The 23,060-nt window shown below is 61.0% G+C and carries 21 protein-coding genes; 7 read left to right on the top strand and 14 right to left on the bottom strand.

Annotated features, from left to right (window positions below):
• Nucleotides 1–18: 18 nt before the first annotated feature.
• The 3 genes from Pan44_RS18140 to Pan44_RS18150 form a co-directional block, all read right to left on the bottom strand.
• On the bottom strand, nucleotides 19–1,275 hold the full coding sequence (locus Pan44_RS18140) for a DUF1015 domain-containing protein (protein WP_145031755.1): 1,257 nt from the start codon (nucleotides 1,273–1,275) through the stop codon (nucleotides 19–21).
• Between the two features lie 111 nt (nucleotides 1,276–1,386).
• Nucleotides 1,387–2,439, bottom strand: coding sequence for an NAD(P)/FAD-dependent oxidoreductase (locus tag Pan44_RS18145; RefSeq protein WP_145031758.1), 1,053 nt, complete (start codon nucleotides 2,437–2,439; stop codon nucleotides 1,387–1,389).
• A 79-nt stretch (nucleotides 2,440–2,518) separates the two neighbouring features.
• Complete coding sequence (locus Pan44_RS18150) at nucleotides 2,519–3,598, bottom strand: lysylphosphatidylglycerol synthase transmembrane domain-containing protein (RefSeq protein WP_197453436.1); 1,080 nt, start codon at nucleotides 3,596–3,598, stop codon at nucleotides 2,519–2,521.
• A gap of 114 nt (nucleotides 3,599–3,712) precedes the next feature.
• Here Pan44_RS18150 and Pan44_RS18155 point away from each other — a divergent pair, with 114 nt between their 5' ends.
• Complete coding sequence (locus Pan44_RS18155) at nucleotides 3,713–5,110, top strand: MBL fold metallo-hydrolase (protein WP_145031764.1); 1,398 nt, start codon at nucleotides 3,713–3,715, stop codon at nucleotides 5,108–5,110.
• A gap of 388 nt (nucleotides 5,111–5,498) precedes the next feature.
• Nucleotides 5,499–6,815, top strand: coding sequence for a reverse transcriptase family protein (locus tag Pan44_RS18160; RefSeq protein ID WP_145031768.1), 1,317 nt, complete (start codon nucleotides 5,499–5,501; stop codon nucleotides 6,813–6,815).
• A 30-nt stretch (nucleotides 6,816–6,845) separates the two neighbouring features.
• Here Pan44_RS18160 and trpA read toward each other — a convergent pair whose 3' ends face one another.
• The 4 genes from trpA to Pan44_RS18180 all read right to left on the bottom strand — a co-directional run bounded on the left by trpA (nucleotide 6,846) and on the right by Pan44_RS18180 (nucleotide 10,526).
• Complete coding sequence (gene trpA / locus Pan44_RS18165; protein WP_231754093.1) at nucleotides 6,846–7,679, bottom strand: tryptophan synthase subunit alpha; 834 nt, start codon at nucleotides 7,677–7,679, stop codon at nucleotides 6,846–6,848.
• 115 nt (nucleotides 7,680–7,794) lie between these two features.
• A complete protein-coding gene (locus Pan44_RS18170) occupies nucleotides 7,795–8,640 on the bottom strand; it encodes a DUF1571 domain-containing protein (protein WP_197453437.1) in 846 nt (281 codons plus the stop codon).
• 295 nt (nucleotides 8,641–8,935) lie between these two features.
• Nucleotides 8,936–9,925, bottom strand: coding sequence for a CPBP family intramembrane glutamic endopeptidase (locus Pan44_RS18175; protein ID WP_145031778.1), 990 nt, complete (start codon nucleotides 9,923–9,925; stop codon nucleotides 8,936–8,938).
• A 163-nt stretch (nucleotides 9,926–10,088) separates the two neighbouring features.
• A complete protein-coding gene (locus Pan44_RS18180) occupies nucleotides 10,089–10,526 on the bottom strand; it encodes a VOC family protein (RefSeq protein WP_145031781.1) in 438 nt (145 codons plus the stop codon).
• A gap of 506 nt (nucleotides 10,527–11,032) precedes the next feature.
• Between Pan44_RS18180 and Pan44_RS18185 the strand changes: the two genes are divergently transcribed.
• From Pan44_RS18185 to Pan44_RS18195, 3 genes are all read left to right on the top strand, one after another.
• Nucleotides 11,033–11,356, top strand: coding sequence for a hypothetical protein (locus tag Pan44_RS18185; RefSeq protein ID WP_145031784.1), 324 nt, complete (start codon nucleotides 11,033–11,035; stop codon nucleotides 11,354–11,356).
• Between the two features lie 1,037 nt (nucleotides 11,357–12,393).
• Nucleotides 12,394–12,813: a hypothetical protein gene (locus tag Pan44_RS18190; RefSeq protein WP_145031787.1), complete on the top strand. Its 420-nt coding sequence runs from the start codon at nucleotides 12,394–12,396 to the stop codon at nucleotides 12,811–12,813.
• Nucleotides 12,810–13,148, top strand: a complete 339-nt coding sequence (locus tag Pan44_RS18195; RefSeq protein ID WP_145031790.1) for a hypothetical protein — start codon at nucleotides 12,810–12,812, stop codon at nucleotides 13,146–13,148. The genes Pan44_RS18190 and Pan44_RS18195 overlap by 4 nt, the downstream gene beginning before the upstream one ends.
• A 443-nt stretch (nucleotides 13,149–13,591) precedes the next feature.
• Here Pan44_RS18195 and Pan44_RS18200 read toward each other — a convergent pair whose 3' ends face one another.
• On the bottom strand, nucleotides 13,592–13,942 hold the full coding sequence (locus Pan44_RS18200) for a hypothetical protein (RefSeq protein WP_145031793.1): 351 nt from the start codon (nucleotides 13,940–13,942) through the stop codon (nucleotides 13,592–13,594).
• Between the two features lie 152 nt (nucleotides 13,943–14,094).
• On the opposite strand from Pan44_RS18200, the gene Pan44_RS18205 reads away from it, so the two are divergent.
• Nucleotides 14,095–15,465 carry an SIR2 family protein gene (locus Pan44_RS18205; RefSeq protein WP_145031796.1) on the top strand — a complete coding sequence of 457 codons (1,371 nt, stop codon included), beginning with the start codon at nucleotides 14,095–14,097 and terminating at the stop codon, nucleotides 15,463–15,465.
• Between the two features lie 100 nt (nucleotides 15,466–15,565).
• Here the strand turns inward: Pan44_RS18205 and Pan44_RS18210 are convergent, their stop codons facing one another.
• The 6 genes from Pan44_RS18210 to Pan44_RS18235 all read right to left on the bottom strand — a co-directional run bounded on the left by Pan44_RS18210 (nucleotide 15,566) and on the right by Pan44_RS18235 (nucleotide 21,128).
• Nucleotides 15,566–15,850, bottom strand: a complete 285-nt coding sequence (locus Pan44_RS18210; protein ID WP_145031799.1) for a hypothetical protein — start codon at nucleotides 15,848–15,850, stop codon at nucleotides 15,566–15,568.
• A gap of 761 nt (nucleotides 15,851–16,611) precedes the next feature.
• Nucleotides 16,612–16,911, bottom strand: a complete 300-nt coding sequence (locus Pan44_RS18215) for a hypothetical protein (RefSeq protein WP_145031802.1) — start codon at nucleotides 16,909–16,911, stop codon at nucleotides 16,612–16,614.
• Between the two features lie 199 nt (nucleotides 16,912–17,110).
• Nucleotides 17,111–17,518, bottom strand: a complete 408-nt coding sequence (locus Pan44_RS18220; RefSeq protein ID WP_145031805.1) for a hypothetical protein — start codon at nucleotides 17,516–17,518, stop codon at nucleotides 17,111–17,113.
• Nucleotides 17,519–17,521: 3 nt separating this feature from the next.
• Nucleotides 17,522–19,819, bottom strand: coding sequence for a PCRF domain-containing protein (locus Pan44_RS18225; protein WP_145031809.1), 2,298 nt, complete (start codon nucleotides 19,817–19,819; stop codon nucleotides 17,522–17,524).
• 317 nt (nucleotides 19,820–20,136) lie between these two features.
• Nucleotides 20,137–20,883 carry a hypothetical protein gene (locus tag Pan44_RS18230; protein ID WP_145031812.1) on the bottom strand — a complete coding sequence of 249 codons (747 nt, stop codon included), beginning with the start codon at nucleotides 20,881–20,883 and terminating at the stop codon, nucleotides 20,137–20,139.
• Complete coding sequence (locus Pan44_RS18235; RefSeq protein WP_145031815.1) at nucleotides 20,883–21,128, bottom strand: hypothetical protein; 246 nt, start codon at nucleotides 21,126–21,128, stop codon at nucleotides 20,883–20,885. The genes Pan44_RS18230 and Pan44_RS18235 overlap by 1 nt, the downstream gene beginning before the upstream one ends.
• 994 nt (nucleotides 21,129–22,122) lie before the next feature.
• Between Pan44_RS18235 and Pan44_RS18240 the strand changes: the two genes are divergently transcribed.
• Nucleotides 22,123–22,797, top strand: a complete 675-nt coding sequence (locus tag Pan44_RS18240; protein WP_145031817.1) for a recombinase family protein — start codon at nucleotides 22,123–22,125, stop codon at nucleotides 22,795–22,797.
• The last annotated feature ends 263 nt before the right edge of the window (nucleotides 22,798–23,060 follow it).

The following is a 23,060-nucleotide window of genomic DNA, read 5'->3' on the forward strand; positions in this document are numbered from 1 at the left end:
CTCCACCCGGAATGGTTTTCAGTCCAGGTTCGGCGGGTCGAGCAACGACATGACGAGCCCGGTGCGGATCTTCGGATCGAACCAGGTCGACTTAGGCGGCATGAACTGGTTCTGTTCGCAGACGGCGATGAACTGGTCCATGGTGACCGGCGCCAGCGACATCGCCAGCGAGTAGTTGCCTGAATCAACCTCGGCCTTGAGCCAACCGGCGTCCTTGTTGCCGCCGACATACGTGATCCGTTTGTCCCGGGCGTCGGTGATCCCGAAGATCCCCTCGATCACCTGCCGCTGGAGGAAATCGGCGTCGATGCTGCGAACGGCCGACAGGGCGTCCATTCGCCCAGGCCGGACGGTGAGTACGAACCATTCCCCGTTGGCGTAGACCCCGACTTCATGAACTCGTCCCGGACGGAAGCCGTTCATCGAGCCGCGCTTTTCGATCTGGAAATCGTTCTCGAGCCGCCGCAGAAGCTCGGCGGTGTCGATGCTTCCGACCTTGAGGAGCCGGTTGTAGGGCTCGAGGCCCATCCGTGAGACAGGGAAGAAGACGGCGAGGAAATGCTCGTGTCCGAGGCTCGCGGCAGCGGCGCTGCGGTGGTTTCCGTCGGCCACGTAAGCGGCGGATTCCTGTCCGAGGATCGAAGTGAGGACCGCCTTTTCGTGGGGATCGGTCACCAGCCAGATGCGGTGGCGGTTACCGCCTTCGTCGTCGGCGGCGAAGTCGCAATTCCGTGAACGGGCCACTTCCTGAAGCCCGCCCAGAAGGGAGCTGTGGGCATCGCGGACGGCGAGGTTCACGAATCCCGTGTCGCAATGGATCGCTTCCAGAAGCCTGGCCCGGCCGGCCGCCTTGTCGGGATGGATTCCCTCGTTGCGGATGACGACTCCCTCGGGGTGCTCTTCGGTGCGAATCTGCGACGTGTGCCCGCAACCGCCGAGGCCCAACTGCGGCTCCATCGGCCTCTTGGGCGACGTGATTTCGTAGACCCAGAGGAGGTCGTTGACTTCGCGTGTGAGCGGCGAGGCCTCGAGGTCCCGCATCTGCTGGTAGCCGTGAGCCAGGGCCTCGGGAGAGCCGTCGACACCGGTATTTTCGAGCGATGGAACGTGGCAGTGCGGCATCGTCACGCGGAGCAGGTTGTCCGGGCGAGCCTGAAGCATCTCCCAGATCTCGCGATCCGACTGAAACTCGTCGTAATTGGGAGCGCTGATCCGCGCGGCTGCCTCCGAGTTGACGGGAACGAGAGCGCGCCTGACAGGACTGATGCGAACCATTGTGAGAAACCGTTCCTCTACTTCTTCGTAAAACTGCAGCCTTCCGGCCGCAGCGGATGGCGGATTTGCTTCAGGCCCACAGGTTTCGGCCCGTGGGCTTTTCCGCGCGGACTAGTGCACGCCCTGGGCGGCGAGCCAGCGTTCGCAGTCGAGTGCCGACTGACAGCCCGATCCTGCGGCCGTGATGGCCTGGCGATAGTAGTCGTCGGCGACGTCACCGGCCGCGAACACGCCTTCGACGCTCGTGAACGTCCGGAACGGTTTCGTCCAGACGATGTATTTCTTGTCGGTCAGCTTGAGCTGCCCTTTGAGGAAGTCGGTATTGGGGGTGTGGCCGATGGCTGCGAAGTAGCCGCCGGCTTCGAGCGTTTCCGGAGCACCGCCGACAGTGGAGGTGAGCTTCACGCCCGTCACTCCGCGATCGTCATCCCCCAGGACTTCACTCACCACGGAGTTCCACTTCACGGTGATCTTCGGGTTCTCGAGGACGCGTTCGGCCATCACCTTGCTGGCGCGGAACGAATCACGGCGATGGACGAGATAGACCTTCGAGCCGAATTTCGTCAGGTATGTGGCTTCTTCCATCGCGCTGTCGCCGCCACCGACGACGACGAGGGGCTTCTCGCGGAAACGGGGCAGCGCGCCGTCGCACACGGCACAGGCCGACACTCCGCGGTTCTTGAAGCGGTCTTCCGACGGGAGCCCCAGGTAGTTGGCCCGGGCTCCGGTCGCGATGATGATCGAATGCGCCTGGTGGGTCTCCCCTTCCAGCGTCTTAAGGACAAAGGGGCGCTTCGAGCAATCGAGGTCGACGACGTCGTCCGTGATGATCCGTGCACCGCAGTTCTCGGCCTGCTGCCGCATCAGGAACATGAGTTCCGGGCCGCTGATGCCGTGTCCCTGGTGGTCGGGCATCATGGCGCGGCGATCGGCGGGGAGAGCCGAATCGAGGAAGGGAACCACGTTGCCGGCCGGAAAGCCGGGATAGTTCTCGATTTCTGTCGTGAGGTTCAGCTGGCCGAGCGGCAGGGTCCCCTTGTCCTGGTTTTCCTGCGTGATGGCCCCTTCGAACACCAGCGGCGACAGCTGCGCGCGACCGGCGTAGATGGCGGCGGCCCAGCCCGCCGGGCCGGATCCGATGATAATCACTCTCTCCGTCGTCACGTTGAATCCTTCAAGTCTTGGCGGGGCCTGTTGTTCGGCGGGAAAGCCAGCCGAGTTATGAAGGCATTTTAGCGGGGCGTCAACTGGCCGGCGGGGCGTTGGCGGCAAGGTGTGTGTCCGGCGTGGTTTCCGCCGCCTGCTGGACCTGCGACACCTTGAGGCCCGTGCGGCTGAAGAAGTAGAGGCCGAGGACCGTCACGGGGACCCACTGGGCGAACTGATAGACGATCGAGGCTCCGAGGACGCCGGCCTTGTCGTCGGTGAACTGACGGAGGACGAGCCAGAACAGGGCTTGAATGACGCCCACATAGCCGGGCGTCGACGGGACGGTGACGCCAAAGGCGACCGCGGCCAGGAGGATACATGAGACCCAGGGCGATTCGTGGATGCCGAAGCTCTGGAGGGCGAGGTACATCATCCATCCGTTGAGCGCCCACTGGGCCAGAGACGAGCCGAAAATCCCGATCAGAAGCCCCGGGCTGTGCAACGAGTGCAGCCCATCAGCGGCCGACTCGAGTAGTCCGGCGAGCTTCGCGGCGAGGCCTTTCGGGAGAAACGGAATGCGGCTGAGAACGGCCTCGAACAGACGAACGAAGGGATCTGTCCAGATGACAAAGAGGAATGCACCGGCAACGAGGACGGACGCGGACGCGGCTCCCATCAATCCGTAGCGTTTGATGTCGGGATCGACGTCCGGGACGAACAGAAGTCCGAGACCCATGAAGGCGACAATCGCAAAGATGTCGAAGACCCGTTCCAGGACGACCGACGAGAGCACCGCCGTCATGGGAAGGCGATGCTTGCGCCCCATGACGAAGACCCGTACGAATTCGCCGAGATGGGCGGGAAGGACGTTGTTGTAGCCGAATCCGATGAGGATAGGCCGGATCAGATCGCGGAGGGGGCGAAAGTCGCCGAGAGGTTTCAGGAGAAGTCGCCAGCGCCACGCCTTGAGCCAATAGAAACCGAAGAGAGCAGCCCAGAACGGAATGAGCATCCAATAGTTGGCATTCCGAAAGGCATTCGCGATTTCGGCGCGTTTCTCAGGCGTGCTGAGCATGTCCGCAGCGGCCCACCACAGGCAGCCAATGGAAACAGCTGCGCCCAGGAGATTCAGTCCCCACTTCTTCCAGCGGGGGGATGACGACGTGCCGGACACGGAAGCCTCAGAGGTGGCGGGAGCTTGGACCGAAGTGATATAGCAGTGTGTGCCGCCCGAGACCATGCGTGTCTCCGCACGGTTACGAAAACGTCACGGGGAGAGAATCGACGGATGAAGATCACGTTTCTCGGGGCCGCAGGGGAAGTCACTGGCAGCCAGCACCTGCTGGAAACATCGGAACGCCGGATTCTGCTCGACTGCGGCCTGTTTCAGGGGCCCCGGGCCCCTTCGCGCAAGAAGAACGAACAGTTCCACTGCCGGCCGAAAGACCTCGATGCCGTCATCCTGTCTCACGCCCACACCGACCATTGCGGCAATCTGCCGGGGCTCTACCGGGCGGGATTCCGCGGACCTGTGTTCTGCACTTCGGCGACGGCTGATGTTGCCGAAGTGATGCTGCTGGACGGCGCGAAGATCCAGGCGGAAGACGTGCGGTATCTCGAGAGGAAGCTCCGCCCGGGGCATCCGCCGATCGAGCCGCTGTACGATGAAGCCGACGTTCGGGGGGTCTGCCGGCTGTTCGAGCGGCTGAGCTATTCCGAATGGCACGAACTGGGCCCGGGATTCAAGCTGCGGTTCTCCGATGCGGGCCACATCCTCGGATCGGCGATCACGGAGTTGCACCTGCGCGACAAGGGAGAGACGAAGCGCGTCACGTTCACCGGGGATCTCGGCCGACGGGACATGCCTCTTCTCAAGGATCCCGAATTGCTCGGCGGCTGCGATGTGCTCATCACGGAGTCGACCTATGGAAACCGGGTCCATCCTCCGGCCGATGACCTGAAGGCCGCGATCGTCCGGATCCTCAAGGAGGCCGTCGCTCTGGGAGGGCGCGTGATCGTCCCTGCGTTTTCACTGGGGCGGACGCAGCAACTGGTTTACTTTCTGAACGAGCTGTTCAACGCCGGCACTCTGCCGCATCTCCCGATTCTCGTCGACAGCCCCCTGTCGCGGCGGCTGACGAACGTCTTCCGACAGCACATGGACATCCTCGACGAGCCGTTCAAGGCGATCCAGGCGACCGATGCCGACCCCTTCGGATTCGCGACGCTCTCTTACGTCGCGACGAAGGAGGAAAGCGTCGCCCTGAATCGCCGCGAAGGCGCATTCATGGTGATCTCCGCGAGCGGGATGTGTGAGAGCGGCCGCATCGTGCATCATCTGAAGAATGCCGTCAGCGATGAACGCAACACCGTGCTGCTCATCGGCTACCAGGCCCCCTATACGCTCGGGCGTCAGATCGCGGATCGCCGGCCGTATGTGCGCATCTTCGATCGCGAGTACCCGCTGCGAGCGCACGTCGAACAACTCGAAGGGCTTTCTGCACATGCAGATCTGCCGGACTTCAAGTGGTGGTTCGAGCATATGGCCCGGGATGAGGGAATCGGCCAGGCCTTTCTCGTCCACGGAGAACCCGAGTCGGCCCGATCACTGGCCGAAGTCCTGAAGGACTATTGCAATGAGCCGCCGATCGTCCCCGGGTTCGGAGAGTCGTTCGAAGTGGAGTGATTGAAGGGCAATTCGTGGATTGACGCCGCTCTTGGCCACGCCGCATAATCCCGGCGTGGCCTGAGGATCGCACAAGCATCATGTTCCCTTCGGGGAACGCTGCGGGGTTACCCCGCGGTCGAAGCGTTGCCGGCCATTCGAACGGGAATCGACGCGCGGTGGGCCCTTCCACCGCAGCCTCGATTCGCCACAGGAGTCGTTGTGCGATCCGCAGGCCACAGATTTGATTTTCCTCTTTCAGGACGAGCGATATCGCCGGACGAAGGTGGCCATTGATCGGTGTTCAACGCTGGGAAGTCGGCGTCCGGGATTCTCATCGATCGGCATCTCCACCCCGTGCCTCCCTCTGACTCGCCGGACACCACGCCCGCCCTGACTCTGCTTTCACATGGGACTCTTTGATCTGTTGCGTCGCCTGCTGTTCGGCGCCCCGGCATCGCCGACCGACACGGCGGGTTCGTCGCCCGCGCCCCGCGCGAGCCAGATGCCGGTCGCTCCGAAGAGTCTGCCGGTCGCGACACCGGCGGGGAAGCGCGGCCCCGCTCGCAAGCTTCCCCCCTTTCGCTACCAGTCGAAGCCTCGACGGACATCGCCCAAGGCCGAGCGCGTCGCGCGGCGTCCCTATACGTTCGCCGCTCCCACTGCCCTCGGGGAGTATCTCGATCTCAGCACGGACGCCGACCTCGGGCTGCTCGATCACCTGGGTCTCCCTCGGCTGCAGACGCCGGCCGACATTGCCGAGTGGCTGGAGATCCCGCTGGGGCGTCTGGCCTGGCTGTCAGGCCGGTTCTTCGAGAATCACAAGCCGCAGTCGGAGCGAAGCGCCCACTACAATTTCCGTTGGCTGAAGAAACGATCCGGCGGCCATCGGTTGATCGAATCGCCGAAGAAGCAGCTGAAAGCGGTCCAGGAAAAGATCCTCCGCGAGATTCTCGACAAGGCAGACGCCCACCCGCGTGCCTTCGGATTCATCGCCGGACGCTCGGCCATTCTCAACGCGAGAGAGCATGTCGCGCCGTACGTGCTGCTGAAATTTGATCTCGAGAACTTCTATCCCTCCGTCCGCTACTCGCGCGTCGTCGCGATTTACAGGACGCTCGGATTCTCGCGGGCTGCGGCAATCTGGCTGGCACGCCTGACGACCTCCGCGGTTCCATCATCGATGAGTTTCCCCGGTGGGGATCCTTACGGGCTTAATCCCTATCTTTCCCGCCATCTACCGCAGGGAGCACCGACTTCGCCGGCGCTGGCGAACATGTCGGCCTATGGCCTCGACGTCCGCCTGACGGGCCTCGCCCGGTCGTTCGGCGTGACCTACACACGCTATGCCGACGATCTCACGTTCTCCGGCGACCAGAAATTCGCCGGGGCGCTGCGCGACTTCATCCCGCTCACCGAGACGATCATCCGGAAGGAACGCTTCTTCCTGAACGTTTCCAAGCGACGGATCATCCGTCGAAGCGGCCGACAGACGGTCACGGGAGTCGTCGTCAACCAGCATCCGAACCTGGCACGTGCCGAGTTCGACCGGCTGAAGGCGATCCTGTTCAACTGTGTGAGGCTCGGTCCCTCGACACAGAACCGAACCAATCACCCGCAGTTTGCCGCACACCTGCAGGGGCGAATCGCGCACGCGGCGTCGATCAATCCGTCACGAGCAGCCCGGTTGCGGGCCTTGTACGATCGCATCGACTGGTCGAAGTAGCGAGTGTTCCCGGGCCCAACGATCGGGACGCTATTTCGCACAAGCCTCGACCATCTCGTGGACGTAACCCGCCACTTCCCTGATGGCGCCGTCGGCCGTCCGACCTTCCTGGGGCTCACACCGGCGAACAATCGCGCTGCCGACGATGACACCATCGGCCGCGGTCCGGAGGGTCGCGACGTGCTCCGGCCGGCTGACGCCGAACCCGACGGCGAGCGGCAGCTTCGTCTCCTTCCGCAGCCATTTGAGCTGATCGACGAGAGCGCCGGCGACGCTCTTTCGCTCGCCCGTGATTCCCACCACTCCCAGGCAATAGACGAAGCCTGAACAGGATGCGAGGACCTTTCGAACCCGCTCCGGGCTCGTCCCGGGAGCGACGAGCTGGATCAGGTCGAGCCCGTGAGCGCGAACGGCCTGGAACATTTCTCCCGCTTCGTCTCCTGGAAGATCGGGAATGATGAGCCCGGAGAATCCAGCGGCGACGGCTTCCTTCAGAAACCGTTCCACTCCCCGCCGCATCACGATGGCGTAGGACACCATCGGAATCATCGGCGGCATTCCCTGCTTGTCGAGGGCACGGAAGGCGTCGAGGATCCTGTCGATCGTGATGCCGGCATTGAGTGCCCGCGTGTACGATGCCTGAATCACCGGGCCGTCGGCAATCGGATCGCTGTAAGGGAAGCCGATTTCGATCAGGTCGACCTTCTCGGCCGCGAGGCTCTGGACGAGCCGGATCGTGGCCGCGACATCGGGATCACCGGCTGTGACGAACGGCATGAATGCCGTGCGCCCTTCGGCTTTCGCTCGGGCAAAGGCCTGGGAAATGGGAGTTGCGGCGGTCTCGAGCGACATTGCAGCAGTCATGCAGACGACGGGTTCAGCGCCGCGCCATGAGATCCCGGCGATTCCGGCGCGCGCTGTTCCGCCAGTCTACAAAACAACGTCCGGGCCCGCGAATGGCGGTGCTCCGCCTGGCGAATCAGAAGCCGTACGCGGGGTTCTCGACGTCGAAATCCTTGTCGGTGAGCCCGACATTCGACTTCAGCCTGGAGTAGAAGTAGTCCTCAACCGTTTCCGGCTTGTCGCCCGGTTTGGCGGGGAACGCCAGCGACTGGACTCGCACCGGGATGCCGGTCGCCTTCTCGACGTACAGCCGACAGGTCTGCTGTGGGATGCCGTCCACCGGCTTCGCGAGGACCGTTTCGGCGACTTTGCAGGAGAGGTCTCCGACGGTCGCGTTCGGGTAGATACTGACCTTCGTGTCCTTTTCGTTCTTCACCTGCAGCCACTTCTCGATGACGGTTTCCGTCATCGTTTTCAGGCCGATCATCGTCACAGGATAACGGTTTCCATTCATCGCGAGCGATCCCTTCGGATCGAGCGAGAGGGTGCCCGCCAGCGAAGCGAATCCCGTTTCATGAACGAGCAGCTTGCCGTCGTTCTTGCCGTCGACGTAGATCACTTCACGTCCGGCGTTGGGCTCGATGAATTTGAGGTAGACGCTGAACGGTTCCTGCCGCAGCTTGATCTCGATCTGCGACTGGACGAGCGCTCCCGCGACCAGTTCCTTGCGGACGAAGAGCGCCTCGTAATCTTTGACATTCGCCAGGGCTTCCAGTCCGCTCACAGCCAGCTTGAAGGCGGGAGTGAGGACGTGCGTGCCGGTGGTTTCGGCGGTGATGCGGGCCGCGAGCTTTACCTCAGCGGAGGCGAGGCGGCTGACAAAGGGAATGGAGAGGCCGGCCGCGAGGCAGCCGGCGGCACGACCGACGAACCGGCGCCGCGAAAGTGCCTGGGAATCTTCCGTGATCCGCGCGCTTCGCATGTTCGTCACCATCGTCAGGGGCGGAGGAAACCTGTCTGCACCACCCCGGTGCGGCGACGTCTCCTCCCGGCGCCTGCCAGCAGATTCGACGCGGCGGCCGGGCGAACTTTCCGCGACTTCGCCGTGCCATCCGGTTCCGGACAAACCGAACGACCGGATGGCTGTTGCGCCCGAGAATCGCCCCAACCCGGCGAGAGCGCAGCCTCCCGGACTGCAGCGCCCTTGAAGCAGTGGACCGGGCCGGCTGGCAGAGCACTCACGATCCCGGCGTCTGCGGCTCAATGCCCGGCCGAGATCAGACGCCGGCCATCGCTGTCCAGACGAACGCGGAGGTGAAGGTCAGCACGGCGGCCACCGCAATCAGTCGCGTTCGCAAATGCAGTGTGGCAGCCCCAGCGCTTCCGGTGAGCAGCATCGGGCCCGCCACGGTGACCGGCGCGGGATGCCCTTCGCGGCCGAGCAACAACGCCGTCATCAGCACGTAGCCGGCCGAGCAACAGAGCAGCGCCGGCGACGCGGGAAGCGCCTCCACGGCCCCGTACCTTGCCAGCGTGATCACCAGCAGATTGTTCAGGAAATGCACAATGACGGCCATCCAGTAGCTGCCGGTCGCCAGATAGACATGATGCAGATAGAGGCCGATCGGGATCGTCGCCAAAGCGTGGGGCGGGAAGCCGTGGGCCGCGGCAAACAGGAGCGACGTGATCACCATTCCTGTCGCCCGGCCCCAGCGAGAGACGAGCCCGTTGCCGATCAACCCGCGGAAAATCAACTCTTCTCCGATCGCCGGCCCGAGCGCGACGGCGACGATCAGGATCGGAAACGACTCGGCGCGTGCAAACTGCACCATCAGTTCGACGGCGTTGCCGTTGGCAAAGGGCCCGACGGCCGGAAACCGCTCGCTGAGAACCTTCCACAGCTCCATGCTCCAGCGGTAGAGCTGTTCGGAGACGATGGCCAGCGGCAGGATCGAGCCGACGACGAGGATCAACGGCGTCGCCTCAGGTCGCCGGACCATCAGGTATTCGCGAGCGCCACGTCCCAGTCGCAGCCGCACCAGCGGCGCCAGGACAAAGAGGCAGAGGAGGTTCGTCACACCGAGCGGGACGAAAGAGCGGTCGAGGTCGATCTCAAGGCAGAGGTCGACGATCTCCTGCGTGTTCGCGGGCCATGAGCCGAATACCACAAAGACGAAGACCGCGACGAATGCGGCCAGCGCGAGAATCTGGGCGATCAGGTAAGAGGCTGTCCAGCCCAGGGACTCGATCAGTCCTGGTCCTTTCACGACTCGCCGTGGTTCGCGACTCGCAGAGGTCACAGCGCCGCACCCCCGTCAGCAGGAAAAGTGGCGGTTTCGACTCTAAATCCGGTCCGTGGAGCGGTCAATCCACGATCTCTCCAGATCGCGGGGGCTCTCCCTTCCAGTTCGGGGCCCGGTTCGAAGTGATCTACGCCGCTGCCGGGGATTCCCACGGGTCATAATCGCCAAAGCACCACAAATGACCTTCGAGATCGGTGCAGCAGTACATCGAGCCGTGGGGTTCAGTCGTCAGGGGACGCACGATTTTGGCCCCCGCGGCCACGGCGCGGTCATGGTGCAGCTGGGCGTCATCAACGACGACATAGGCGCACCCTGTCGAGCGACCGCCGATTTCTGCCGGCACTCCCATGTATTGCGAAAGCTCATCGTCCCGGGCAGATCCCAGCATGATCATGCCGTCGCCGTAGGTCAGTTCGGCATGCATCACGTCGCCGTTCTCGGCCGTGTAGGCGACCTTCTTCTCGAAGCCGAAGGCCTTGCTCAGCCATTCGATGGCCGCGTTGGCGTCGCGGTAGCGCATCGTCGGCATGACGGTCGCGCTGCCGGGAGAATTCGATTTGCGCATTGCTTGCTCCACCCGTCGTGTTTCGCGTGTTCACCCGGACCTACTTTTGCGAAAAAAGCCCGCCCGTTCCACTGCGGAACAGGCAACCCCCTGCATCTCAAGGGATTGAGGGCCATTTGGTCCCGGACAGCGCACAGGACAGCGCACTTGCCGATCTCCTCGCCATCTGGCCCCGTCTCACGGCGTCGGCTCGCGAGCGGATCGTCGATATTGCTCGGCTTGTGGCGGACGCTGGGGAGGGCCGTGGAGAGGCGTAGGAGGACGGTGTGCCAGTGGGTGGTGCGTTCGGTTGTCCAGGGCACAGAAGCGGTCTACGGGCGTCTGAGGACCAACGCAGGGAGGCTCAGGCTGACGCTGACATTCACGTTCGGAGCCGCTGTAGAATGACTCGCGGTCGCGACCTCGTGCTAATTGCAAGCCTACCGAGAATGAAGAAACACACGACTGACGCCGAATACGTGGAGTCCGTCCGACGACTTCAGCCTTCACGCCGCCGTGTTGGGTCAATGCTGGCGATCAGCGGGGGCGTCTTCTTTCTTTTCGGTGCTGGCAGTTTTCTGTATCTGGGACACAGGATCTCGGCGGCGGTCGAGGTGCTTCGTGATCGGGAGCGTGAGGTTCCCGTCGATTTCGACTACACGCTCACTCTCATCCTCGGTGCGATCATCGGGATGACAATTGGCATCACCCTCGTCGTGTCTTCGATCGTGACGGCCTCAGGCATTCTGTACCGTCGACCTGATCGGACTGCGGACCTCTTGCTCGAATGCTGGGACCAGCTCGCGGCTAAGCGGGAGGCGGCTACCAGCTACGATCCTGACTTTTCGTAGTCCGAAGGCCACCACAGCCCGTCGCCTGTGTCGGTTCGGTAGTGATGGGGGAGCGGTCATTCGGGGATGCGGCGGTGGATCGGCAACGATGCTTCCGTTGATCGTTCCGCGAGCAGTAAGTTTAGCTCGGGTCTCTCCACAGGAAGTCGGCGAAAACGATACCGAGGATGATTGGAGCAATGAATCGACTGTCAACCATCCGTGTTACACCGTGCAACTGAGTCGGATGGCTTCGCCACTGCCACGCTGCCAGAGTGTCACCTCCGCGTGTTTTCAGAAGGGTCGCCGCGCGGAACCGTGAGTATGAAAGTTGATGCCCGCCCACCTGCCAAAGAATCCCGTTCGATCTCCAGGGGAGGAATCGTTGGTCGTACTTCGCGGTGCCAATGATTTCGTCCGCCTCTAAAAGTTCCCAGTTCAGGCTACACCCGATGTTGGCGACGGGCACATGCAGGGTCCACCGTTGGTCACCAGTCCAAGACCACCTCCATGTCTGCCGGCAACGGGAAAGCACGATTCGTTGCTCGATATTTGTGGCACCTTCATCACTGGCCCAACGCCATGTGCGCCGGATAAGCCTCGGCGGGGTGATGGTGAATTTCATGCAGGTCTCGCGAAGACGACTACCCGTCGCCTGCGCCGGTTTGGAGGAGTCGGGGGAGTGGGGTCATCGACCCCGCTGGCCGGACGATCGCTTTGCTTTATCCTTCCACATGCTGATTCCGAAAGTTGCGACTGCGATGGCAGACAAAAGCCATGCGGCAATGAGACCAGCTTCTACGTCTCCGAGATATTTCCCGACGGCAACGCCAGGCAGGACGAAAAGGCTCGTCAAGATGAACGCCCCTCTGATGGGGGCCTGCCGTTGTCTATCGCGGTCCGTTGTCATCCCAGCAGATTAACAGCCAGTGGCGGTGGGCTTGGTTCCATCGGTAAGCCCTCCGTGGAGCAGTCTACCGGGGATCGCGGCGAGAGGGGATGGCGGGTAGATTGCATGCACCATTCCTTGATCGCTTTGCCGACGTGACTCCGAAGTTATGGAAGAACTCGTACCGTTGTTCGTGATTGTCTGGTGGATGGCGCTCACGCCGGTCGCAGCGTTTTATCTCTTGCGATACGTTCTCGTTGACGATCCTCAGCCGTCGGGGAGCGGGCCGACCGCCGAAGAATTGGCCGAACTTGAGGCCGATCCGCGTTGGCAGGAGGGCCTGGAGTACCGCCGGCAGCGACAGGAGCGCTGGACGAACGCTCCGGCAATCGTACACGTCGGTTTGAGCTTGCTCCTGCTGTTGCTCCAACGATTTTGGCTTACTGTAAAGATTGTCTTCCTGCCGTGTGTCATTGCGTACTGGATCGCGAAGGCGGCCGACAGATGGTGGAGACCGTTGCCCATAGCCGTTGCGATCAGACGTTTCGCTAACACGAAGCTGAAGTGGCTCTGGACGGACCTGACATGACCGCCCCCCCCCCCTCCGAAGCCGAAACGCAGACGCTGGTGATGGCCGCTCCCTCACCACGTCCGAAACGCCGCATTCCCGACGGCGTTCTGTTCGCCCTGATCGGGCTCTGCACCATCGGAGGTTGCCAGCACGGTTGCCGCATGCAACAGGCTGAAGCGAGGGCCTATCGAGCCAGAGGAGAAACATACAATCCGATAGTGCCGGTGCTCGGCATCATCTATGGGACGTGTGGCCTGGTGGCCGGAGGGGCTGTCGTCGGCTGCGTCATGCTGGGCCGGGCGATCCGTCACTTCCGTCGTCCACTCAGCAGCTTCCGCGAGTCTGAGGAGTGAGCGAGTTGGGCCACATCGGCCCACCACACGGCCCTGGTGACTCACACCGCCACCCGGCCGGGTAGTGGTGCATTTTGAAAACTTACGGCCCGAAATAGTTTCAGCGACGATTTCGAAGGGCCAGGTGAAGCATGCCGATCATCATCGCCAAGATGGGCAGCATGGATGAGCAGACACCAGCCTTCCAGCCAGTTCCGGATGCCGCGTAGAGTCCAACTGGAACTGCGAGCAAGCCTGCCGAAATCGCGAGATAGCAGCCAATCTCGCGGAATAAGCGTCTCGCAATGAGCCTGCGCCAAAACCATGCGGTTACGACGATGCCCACAACCCACGCGAGAACAACCGGGCCTATTCCATCATTCATCCCATCAACCTAAAAATCCCGCCCGGCATCATCGCTCGGCGAGCCGTGAGACTCAACATCAAGTCACTGACACACGTCCTCAGACAACAGCCCTGATCGTCTCGACCTGTGCCAGAACAGCCTTAGCCTGATCGAGTCCGCCACAGGCGGTGATGAAGTCCAGGGCCGTCTGCATAGGAGCGAAGCCGTTGCGCACCTCAATCGGCATCAATGCAGCTCCCTTGCCGGCCCGTTTCACACGGACCTTCCGGCCCGCTTTCCCGCTGGCCTTTGACTGGTTGTACTTCACGATGCTGACGTACGCCGGGGTCGCTTTGAACCCCTGTTTGTTGACCTTCTCCGCGATCTGTTTCGGGGATGCGTCAGGGTTAGCGGCCAGGGCTTCACGGATTGCCTGGGACTTGTTGCCGGATGCGGACTTCTTCGCCATTGGTGTGTGCACTCGTAGATTGTGTGAGCCCGCGGGGGGGAGGGTAGCCGCGATGGGCAGCGTGGTCGATGGGTGGCGGAGATGCGACTATGTGAGGTATCACGAGTTGGACTCACTTGTCGACCGCATAAGATTCTGTTTCCGGCGGATCAATGAAACTTCTTCTCTTCGGTGCTGGCGCTTCGGGTGATGCGAAGGTCCCAACCTCGGTCGAGATGACCAAAGAACTTGTCGCTCGCGTCGTGCAGACGAAAGACAAACGTCTAGTGCCGATGATTCACTTCATCGTGGGCGGGCTGATGTTTCGAACCGGAATGAGCGGCCACAATCCTCTGGACGGAATCGACGTTGAGGAGTTGTTTCGCGCCGTCGAGCTTCTCGCCCATCGAGAAGACTTTGAGGGCGTTGCGTTCATCGGATCTTGGCACCAGATGGTGGAGCAGCTCGATCGAGCAACTGTCGCCAGTGGGAGGGTGCAGCATGTGCTAAACACGATCTTTGACGAGCTTTTCCGTCAGTTCCAGAACGGCATTCCACAGTTTCCAAACACTTTAGGTAGTGGGACCATTGACCGTGCGATACAGGACGCCGTCAAGCAGCACGCTGGAAGGGGACCGTCTTTTGGCAGTAACTCGGTACGGGGGGTGGAGGGTGCGATTACGGATACGATTCGCAAAGCCCTGCAGGAATGGGTCGATCGTATGCGTCGATCAAGGTTCTCCGTGGCCGGGCTGACACGAAGAGATCCCGCTGCGGAGACCCTCGGCCAGGTGCTTAGCGACGCTGCGAACGTCCAGTCCGCTGGTCTATACGGAAAGCTGGCTACTCAGCTGCTTCACTTCCTAGTCGACGTCGTGTGGATTACTGACGGTAGTCGAGTCGAGTATCTGGCCGCATTGGGTGAGCTTTCTAGGCGTCAGAATGGTCTGGCGATTGCGAGCTTGAACTACGACAACGCCGTGGAACTGTACGCCAAGCAAGCTGGCCTCACCGTTAGTGATGGAGTCGAGAGCTGGTCCGAGACCGGCACAGTCATGTTCGAGCATGCTGACATCAAGCTGATGAAGCTGCATGGATCAATAGACTGGGTGTCGGCGGACACCAAGCCCACGCCAGAACGCCCATATCGGACACGAGCTATCTCGAAGGTTGCCCCTGAAGACATCGGAAAGGACAAGCACCTTCCGGCAGTAGTGTTTGGACACCGGAATAAGTTAACTGCAAAGGGGCCATTCCTTGACCTCTTGTTCGCATTCAGAGAAGAACTGCACAGAGCGAGCGAACTTGTGGTCGTTGGATACTCATTCCGAGACGAACATGTGAACGAGTATATTGGACAGTGGCTGAACGGCGGAGTCGAACGCACCATGACGATCATTAGTCGCCGAGGGCAGGCCGGTGCTGGGCCATTCGTCAAGGCGGTGGTTAGGGCTGGAAAGGGACGAGTTCGATTCATTGCCGCAAAGGCGAGCGATGGTCTCCAACAGGTGCTAGCGATGAACGACACCCCCGACAGCCAATGACGGCCATCGGGGGTGTTGTCGTTTCAGCAGACCGGAACGGGATGGTCAAAAACACAGGCGTGCTGAACACCAAGGCTATCCCGCCCTCAGTGTGTCAGCGTCATTCGTCGTCGAAGTCACGCCCGCCTTCCTCAATCTGGTCGAGCCAGCCGGCCATTTCCTCTTTCGTGTAGAACACACCGTCGATTTCGGCACCGCCCCGCTCCCGATCGACAACGATCGTTGGCCCGACTTCACTTGACTCCTTTCGACGAGCCAGTTCATCGCCCAACTCGTTGAGGTGTTCAACCTGAGCTTCGAGCCGTTCTGAGAGGCTCGCCAGTATGAGCAGGATCTCTGATGTTGGCCGCTCTTCAGCTTCGGCCCGGAATGCTTTGATATCCATTGCGATCTCCTTCTAACAAAAAAGACGGCGTGTTTACGGTGTGTCGACTTACAATCAGCGCGTACTACGCGCGGCTCTTCTTTCACAGTCCGACACGCGAAATGCCGGATACTCGCCGAACGGCGTCTTGACGTAGCCTTCCGGCTCAAGTCCCTCCGGCACGGAACGTCCGGTCTTCTTCGCCCTGGACCTCGTAACGATCTCTTCGCACCGACTCACGTGGTAGTATGGCCGGCCTCTTAGTACGAAGTCCTCAACCCCATCCCTCGGGGGCGCGAACCCTCGAAGATGGCAGCCGTCCACCGTGTAATAGCCGCGACCACGGGCAAACTCAGGGGACCAGATACGTTCTCCATCAATCAGAACAGCGCTCATTACATACTCCTACGTGGTTAGGCCAAGCATTGAGCCCGGCAATCGAAAAATGAGGGTGGCCGGCGCACCGTAGGCCGGTCCCCAAAAACACAGGTCTCAAGAAAGTGGCCAGCGCTAGAAGCGTCCGCCCAGTGAATACCCTAGCATCGAACCATAAGGGCGGCGCACAGGTACGCAAGTGACAAAGTGTCTCTTGAGGAAAAGATTCTGCGTATAGCAAGGCACGGTACTATACGGACTTGAGTGCATGCACGCGTAGTATCAGGTGCCCCACGGCCTGTGAGAGTTAATCCACGTGCTAAGCGTGTGTTTCCACGGGCCGTGAATCTGAATCCACGGGCCGTGGGTGTGATTTCACGAGCCGTGAGCCAGAATCGTATTGGCCGTCAGTTTGATTCGCCTGCCGCCCTTGTCGCTGCGGTGATCGCGAGCCCAAGGAACACACGGGTGATGTCCAGGCCACCAAGGGCGTCAACGACCCGAGGATCAGCCGCCAAGGTCTCAAGCATTCCGGGAAGCGTGGCGAGCCGTTCCCGGCCAAGTCCCTCGCAGGCCTCGTGGGCGAGGTCGACCAGGTCTCCAGCGGGCAGATAGTTTTCCCGCAGGAATCGAACTGCGTAACTCTGGCTTGCTGTCGCGTTCTCGATCGAGCGAAAAGCATCGGTCAGACGGTTGTGGTAGATCATCAATTCTTTCTCCGAGTGTCTTGGATAGTGTGTGTGAAACATCCGCCAAACGAACACGGAAGGCAAGACTACAATTGCCAGAAAACATTAGTAGGCTAATTGTAGGCTACAAGGCACTACTCTCCTGTAGCCTACATTTATTGATCGCCTATAAAAGAATCCCCCACTACCGTGAGGCAGTGAGGGACCGGAAACAGAATCAGCACGTTTGGTCGGCCAGCACTCGGCACGGTGCGGAAGGGCCTGCAATAGTCCGCTTCACGCCTTCGCCGAAATCGGCCTGTAGATCGAACAGCCATCCTTCGCCGTGATAGGCCCGGCCCTTGGCCGTTTCGGTCGAAGGAATCGAGACGTTGATCTCCACCCCCGATGAGGTTTGCGACACCAGCACACCCGTGCCTGAGATCATCGCATTGGCGAACCTGTGTTTGGCGGTGAAAGTCAGCGTTGCCGATGACAGGTCCGGAAGGCTGTCGTCTTGAACCCTGACCACCACGAACTGGCCGGCGTCCTCACCGTATGTGTCACCGGCGACGATCGTGAGCAGGCTTGTAACCCGCTCACGGCTGACAACGGTGACGACTCCGAATGTCTGTTCTACGGGCACCAGTCAGCCTCCCATCCGGGCCTTAGACGCCTTCTGACGCCAGTCGGTTTGCCGCTGGATGTCCTGAAGGTCGACCGTAGCCGTGTTGATCGTCACACCACCAAAGTTGCTGGTGAACGATGTACTCGTTGTCGTTGCGATGTTCGGCGACTGCCGCTGTCCGCCACTGAGAAGACGGCGGGTGTCAGTCGCGTTGACGATCTGACCGCCGGTGTTCGGGATGAACAGCTCCTGGCCCCTCTCACCGACGATGTACGGAGAGTTCGCCGACACAGGTCCTCCCTGTGCTCGACCGGGAATTCCGCGACCACCTCCAACGCCTCCGACAACTCCGGCCGACATTCCCTGGATTCGCTCCAGACGTTGGATCATTCCGTCGAGTTGAGAGTTCAGCCCGCGAGCTTTCGCCATGTCAGCCTCCTTGAAGATGGTCATTTGCTCGGCCCTGGCAGCCAGCTCCTCCACCGATCGGGTCATCGACTCAAGCACACCGATCTTCCCCTGTGCTCCGGCTGCTGCTTTTTCATTCGCTGCCAGTTCGGCCTTGTCTACGCCGCTCATCCAGCTCTCTGACTGCTTCGCTTCGTTGAGGAAGGCCTGCTGCTTCGCGGGATCGGTTCCCCGATTGGCCCATGTCAGTTGCAGATCCTGCACTGACGAGAACGATCCACGAGCACGGTCAAAGAAGTCACCAGCACGGTCGATGTTCCCCTTCTCGGCGAAACGCTGAGCCTGTGCCAATTGCTCTTCGCCCCTTTGCTTCAACATATCGGCCCTCTGCTTCGCCAGGTCAAACTGAGCCTTTTCCTCAAGCCGCTCGCCCTGCTTGGCGATGGCTTCCTGACGACCGCTCATCCACTGCTGAAACTGACCGCCAAGGGCGTGATTGCTCGGATCGGCTCCGAACATCCGACGAAAGGCGTGGGTTTGTGTGACCCGGTCGTTGTGCTGGGCACGCTCCGTCCGTGTCTGCCACTGGCGGGCGAGGATTGAACCCTGAGCATCGAAGGCCTTCCCGCCGAACGAATCGCCACGCTGATACGCGGCATCGCCGATGGATTCAGCACGCCGCTTCGCGGTCTCCACGAGCTGCCGTTCTATGTCGAGTTGGCGTTCGATGCTGGAGGTCAGTCGCTCCTGTTTCTGTGCTGCGGACTCCAGAGCGTCGACCGTCAGCAATTGGTTCATCAGCCGCCGCTCGCCTAGGGCTACAGCTTCGTTTTCGGTGGCGATCTCATCCCGTCTTGCCGCGATGCGTTGCTGCAGCTTGGCGATCTCGTTTCCGATCTTGTCAGGATCGGCTGCAACACCCGGATCGGATAGCTGCCGTTTGAGGTCCTCGAACCGGCCCATTTTGCTGACGAACTTGTCGACGACCGGACCGGGTGCCCACGATCCCATCGACTTCCACCAATAAGACTCCGTAGCACTCTCGCGGAGTTGCTTCATTCGTTTGAGGAGTTCCAGGTTCTTCTCATCGGCCTCAAGACCAGCCGTGTTACCGGCCCTCTGGCGACGAAAGCGTAGGTCGGCGTCCCGCTGGTCGAGTTCACGGCGATTCGTGGGCACGGAGAAATCCAACGCTTCCTGCCTGAGTTGCTGGCGTGCTGCCGCAAACCTTTCCAGCCGGGTCGATGCCATCGCAATTTGATCGGCCATCTCGCCGGCACCGGAACCGGCCTGTTTGAAGGATTGGTACAAGTCGTATGCACCCTTTGCAGCGACTCCCAGCACCACGGCGATACCTGCGGGTCCGCCGAGTGTTGCACCGAGGAATGCCAAGTTGTTACTCAGCCCTCGAAACCCGGCGTACGAGTAGTCCTCGATCATCTGCTGGCCCTGGAAGATGAACTCGGCACCGCGTCCACGCATGCCACGACGACCGCCGCTCATGCCACCGTTCGCCATCCCGATCGCTGCTGTCATCTCACGCCGGTAAAGTTGTTCGGCGACAGCGACTTCGGCCCGGATGATCGACAGGTTCTTTCCACTGGACTGCTGAGCGATCCGGACACGTTCCGACTGATAGGTCTGCCATGCCTTTTGCGCTCGCGCAATAGCGGCTTCGTTGTCGACCAGCTCGTTTTCACGACTACGGATCGCACCAGCACGAATATCGGCCACCTGATTGAAAGTGCTGTGCCGTTCAATCCGGCGATTCTGCTCAGCACGTCGACGGTCACGGGCGGCGGTTCGCTGATCTTCTTCGCGTTCGTGACGACGCTTGTCGGCTGCGATCTCCCGTTCGCGTTGTTTCTGCTGGCGGGCAATCTCCCGTTCTGCAGAGGTCTGCCGTTTCACGGCCCGGTCTATGTCCCGTTCCCACGAGCGGAAGCCCCCGCCACTGCCCCCGGTCCCCGTGCCGCCGAAGCCCTTCGACGCCTTTTCGAGTGATCGTTCGAGTCGGCCCGACACGCGGTCGAACCGCTTTTCGATGCTGGTCACGAAGCGGTCGATATTCCGCTCCGCCCGAGCCAAGTTCAGTTCAAAGTCGTATTTAAGCTGTTCTGTTGCGATGTTGTTTGACTCCTATAAATGGAGAAAACCCCACCGCCGCATGGCTCGGCGATGGGGCATGGGTTCCCCTGACAACAGGTCAGGGGGCTTTCAAGGATCAGTTAAACGAAGGTCAGATTGTCGAGGGCCTTTGCCTCTTCGGCCATGCAGCCGCTCAGCGTGCTCAGGGCATCGGAAGGATCGAAGCCGGTGTCATCGTCTGCCGACTGAGTGCGATCGAACATCGCCCGCTCATTGAACGCGTAGTCGAGTGGCCCCGTATCGGAGATCCGGAGGTCGACGCCAAGCGATTCCAGGAACTCCGCTGCAGTCTTCACCGGCACAGTTTGGCTACCCTCATGAAAACCCTGAGTGGTAGCGGGGCGGATGACTACATCCACCGAGAAAACTTCGTCGACCGACTGGACTGTGCTCGAATCAAACGAACTGAAGGTGTAGCGGGCGACATGGGACATCCCCACGTCCTTGAGCCTGGCTCCGTGCTTCTCGGCCTTGACGGAGAACGCCACCAGTTCCCGGAGTTCGTCACCTGCCTTGTTGCCGTTGAGGCGAATGTCACCACGGGGGCGACCAAGGTGGTCAACTCGGACGTTCTCGACGACGCCCGCCAGCTCTTGCACCTTCCGGGAAAGGCCCGCGCCTAGGTCGTGGTCGAGGTATACGTGGGTGCCCTCATAGAGCTTCCGGGCACGCTCAGCGCCGCCGAATGCCGAAGCCGGGATAGCCCTGCCGTTGAGGGAGTGAAGCCCGCACAAGAGTACGTTCTTGATGGTCTCCGTCTTCCGGCCCTCATCGGCAATCGTCGCTTCGCAGAGGAAGCCGTCGAACAGCATTTGTTCCGACTCCATTAGATGCACGCTCCCGCCAGCTCGTGGCATACTGCCGAAGGCTGTCCCTGGACGACCTCATATGTGGGCGACTGGAAGCGATCTCGACCGGCCAGCCGGAGTCTCCGTGTCCGGATCGCATGACCGATCAGCGTCGTCGCCCGGCCTGTGCTGAAACCAAGGGCGGCTGCGATCTCTGAACGGGAACTTGCCGTACCACTCCGCACGGCCTCTACCACCTCGTCGACCAGGGTCTGGTCAGCCATCAAATCAACTCCTGTGTGTGTCATGGACTGCCTGTGTGTCTGCGTCTGTCATAGCACACGATGACCGCTCATCAACGAAGTGTCTCGATTCATACGTACAACTTTCCTGAGGCCCTACGCGCCTCGCCTACGCGCTCTGTGGGCTGGCAATGCGGTGGTAGCGGTCAGGCTGCCAGGGGCTGTCTACGGGCATCCTGTGCGGCCTGGCAACGTAAGCCGGGAGTGGGGCCGGGTAGAGTGCTCTCAAGGGTGCGTAGGGCTGGTCAAAAGGTGCTTGGGGCTGACGAACGGGAGTGGTCCAGGGCGCTCGGTGCAGGGCGGGAAGTAAAACTTCTTGCACCTTTGGGGAAATGGGTGTCACCAGCACAGAAGTGCAGGGAAAAGGCCGCTCTGGGAGGTTGTGAAGTGTAGGAAAAGTCTGCAGGTGGGGTTCTTCCCCGGACCCCGCTGCGGGAGAGTCTCTGTCTAAAGCCGGGCAGGGTGCATGTAGTGCAAGTCACTACCCAGTCATGCCTTACATCGGACACTCCGTTCCCATTGTCCGATTTAACCCTCCAGGGGTGCACCTGGCTACCAGGCGGAACTGCAGGCCTTGTCAGGGGATCGGAAAGACTGGCAGTCAGCGTGTCCATTTTAGTGACATCGTGTCAGTAAATGGCATTTTTGGGACAACCCATCCACCACCACCCACTGCTAGCCCTGACCCCTCCTGCAGCACCCATCCCTGGCATCATCGCTGACGCCCCTGACAGCCTCGCCCACGTCCCCGAATCTCATCGCCCAACCCCACCCACCGCCCGACCTGCCATGCCCTACAACGCGACCGTGGAAGCCCTGGCAATGACCCACAACAACACCAGCGATACCACTCCGAATACCACTTTCAGAATCTGACAATATCAGCAGTAATACACACACATAGTCATTGACATATACCCACGCTTGACGATGATAGGCCTACCGCTTTCCCCTCACCGCTTGAGGCCCCACGATCATGTCCGCGACCTTCATCTACTGCCGTGTCAGCACAGACGAACAAGCCAGGGTTTCAGGTCTCGGCCTGGAGGTCCAGGAGTCGGAGTGTCGAGCGTTCGCAGCATCGCAAGGGCTCTCGGTCTCAGCAGTCTTCACCGATGGTGGTGTGTCCAGGTCGACCTACCTGACCGAGCGCCCGGCGATGTCAGCCTTGCTGTCGTCGATCAAGCGGGGATCTACCGTAGTCGTCCACAAACACTGCCGGCTCGGTGATAGCGTTGCGATCGCGATGATGATGAAGGAGGCCAAGCGGAAAGGGGCACGGCTACTCGTTGTTCACGGTGACAACTCCGGTTCCGACGAAGCCCTTCTCCTGGCTGGTGTGCTTTCAATCATTTCTGACCACGAACTCCGCAGCATTGCATCCAGGACACGGAAGGCACTGGCACAGAAGAAGGAACGTGGCGAGGTCTACACGCGCCGGGTTTACGGGTTCCGGGCTGTCAAGAATCAGCTCATTGCAGACCAGGCCGAACAGGATGTCATTGCCCGCATCCAGGTCGACGCAGCCTCAGGGCTGTCGTGGGCAGCCATCGCACGGAGCTTGAACCTAGCACACGTCGCAGCGCCGTCCGGAACAGACTGGCATCCACGAAGCGTTCAGCGCATTGCGGAGCGGGCTTCGGCGGCATGATGTCGCTGGCACCCGTCGACGATTTCCCGGATCATCAAGCGGGCTATCCAGACACAGGAGGCTTGACTACGTCTACCGTCCTCTGAGCAGTTCATTAGCTAGTCATCATGAAAATCAAACGGCGTGAACTCTGCACCATCCTCCTGGATTTGACAGTCATTCTTATCTACCTGGGGCCGTGCCTCGCAGCCGTTGCCGTGTCATTCGCACTCCAGGGCCTGACGCAGTGGATAGTGCTCGGTCTGGGTTTTATGTGGCCCGTA

The sequence above is a fragment of the Caulifigura coniformis genome, assembly GCF_007745175.1.
Classification (GTDB): Bacteria; Planctomycetota; Planctomycetia; order Planctomycetales; family Planctomycetaceae; genus Caulifigura; species Caulifigura coniformis.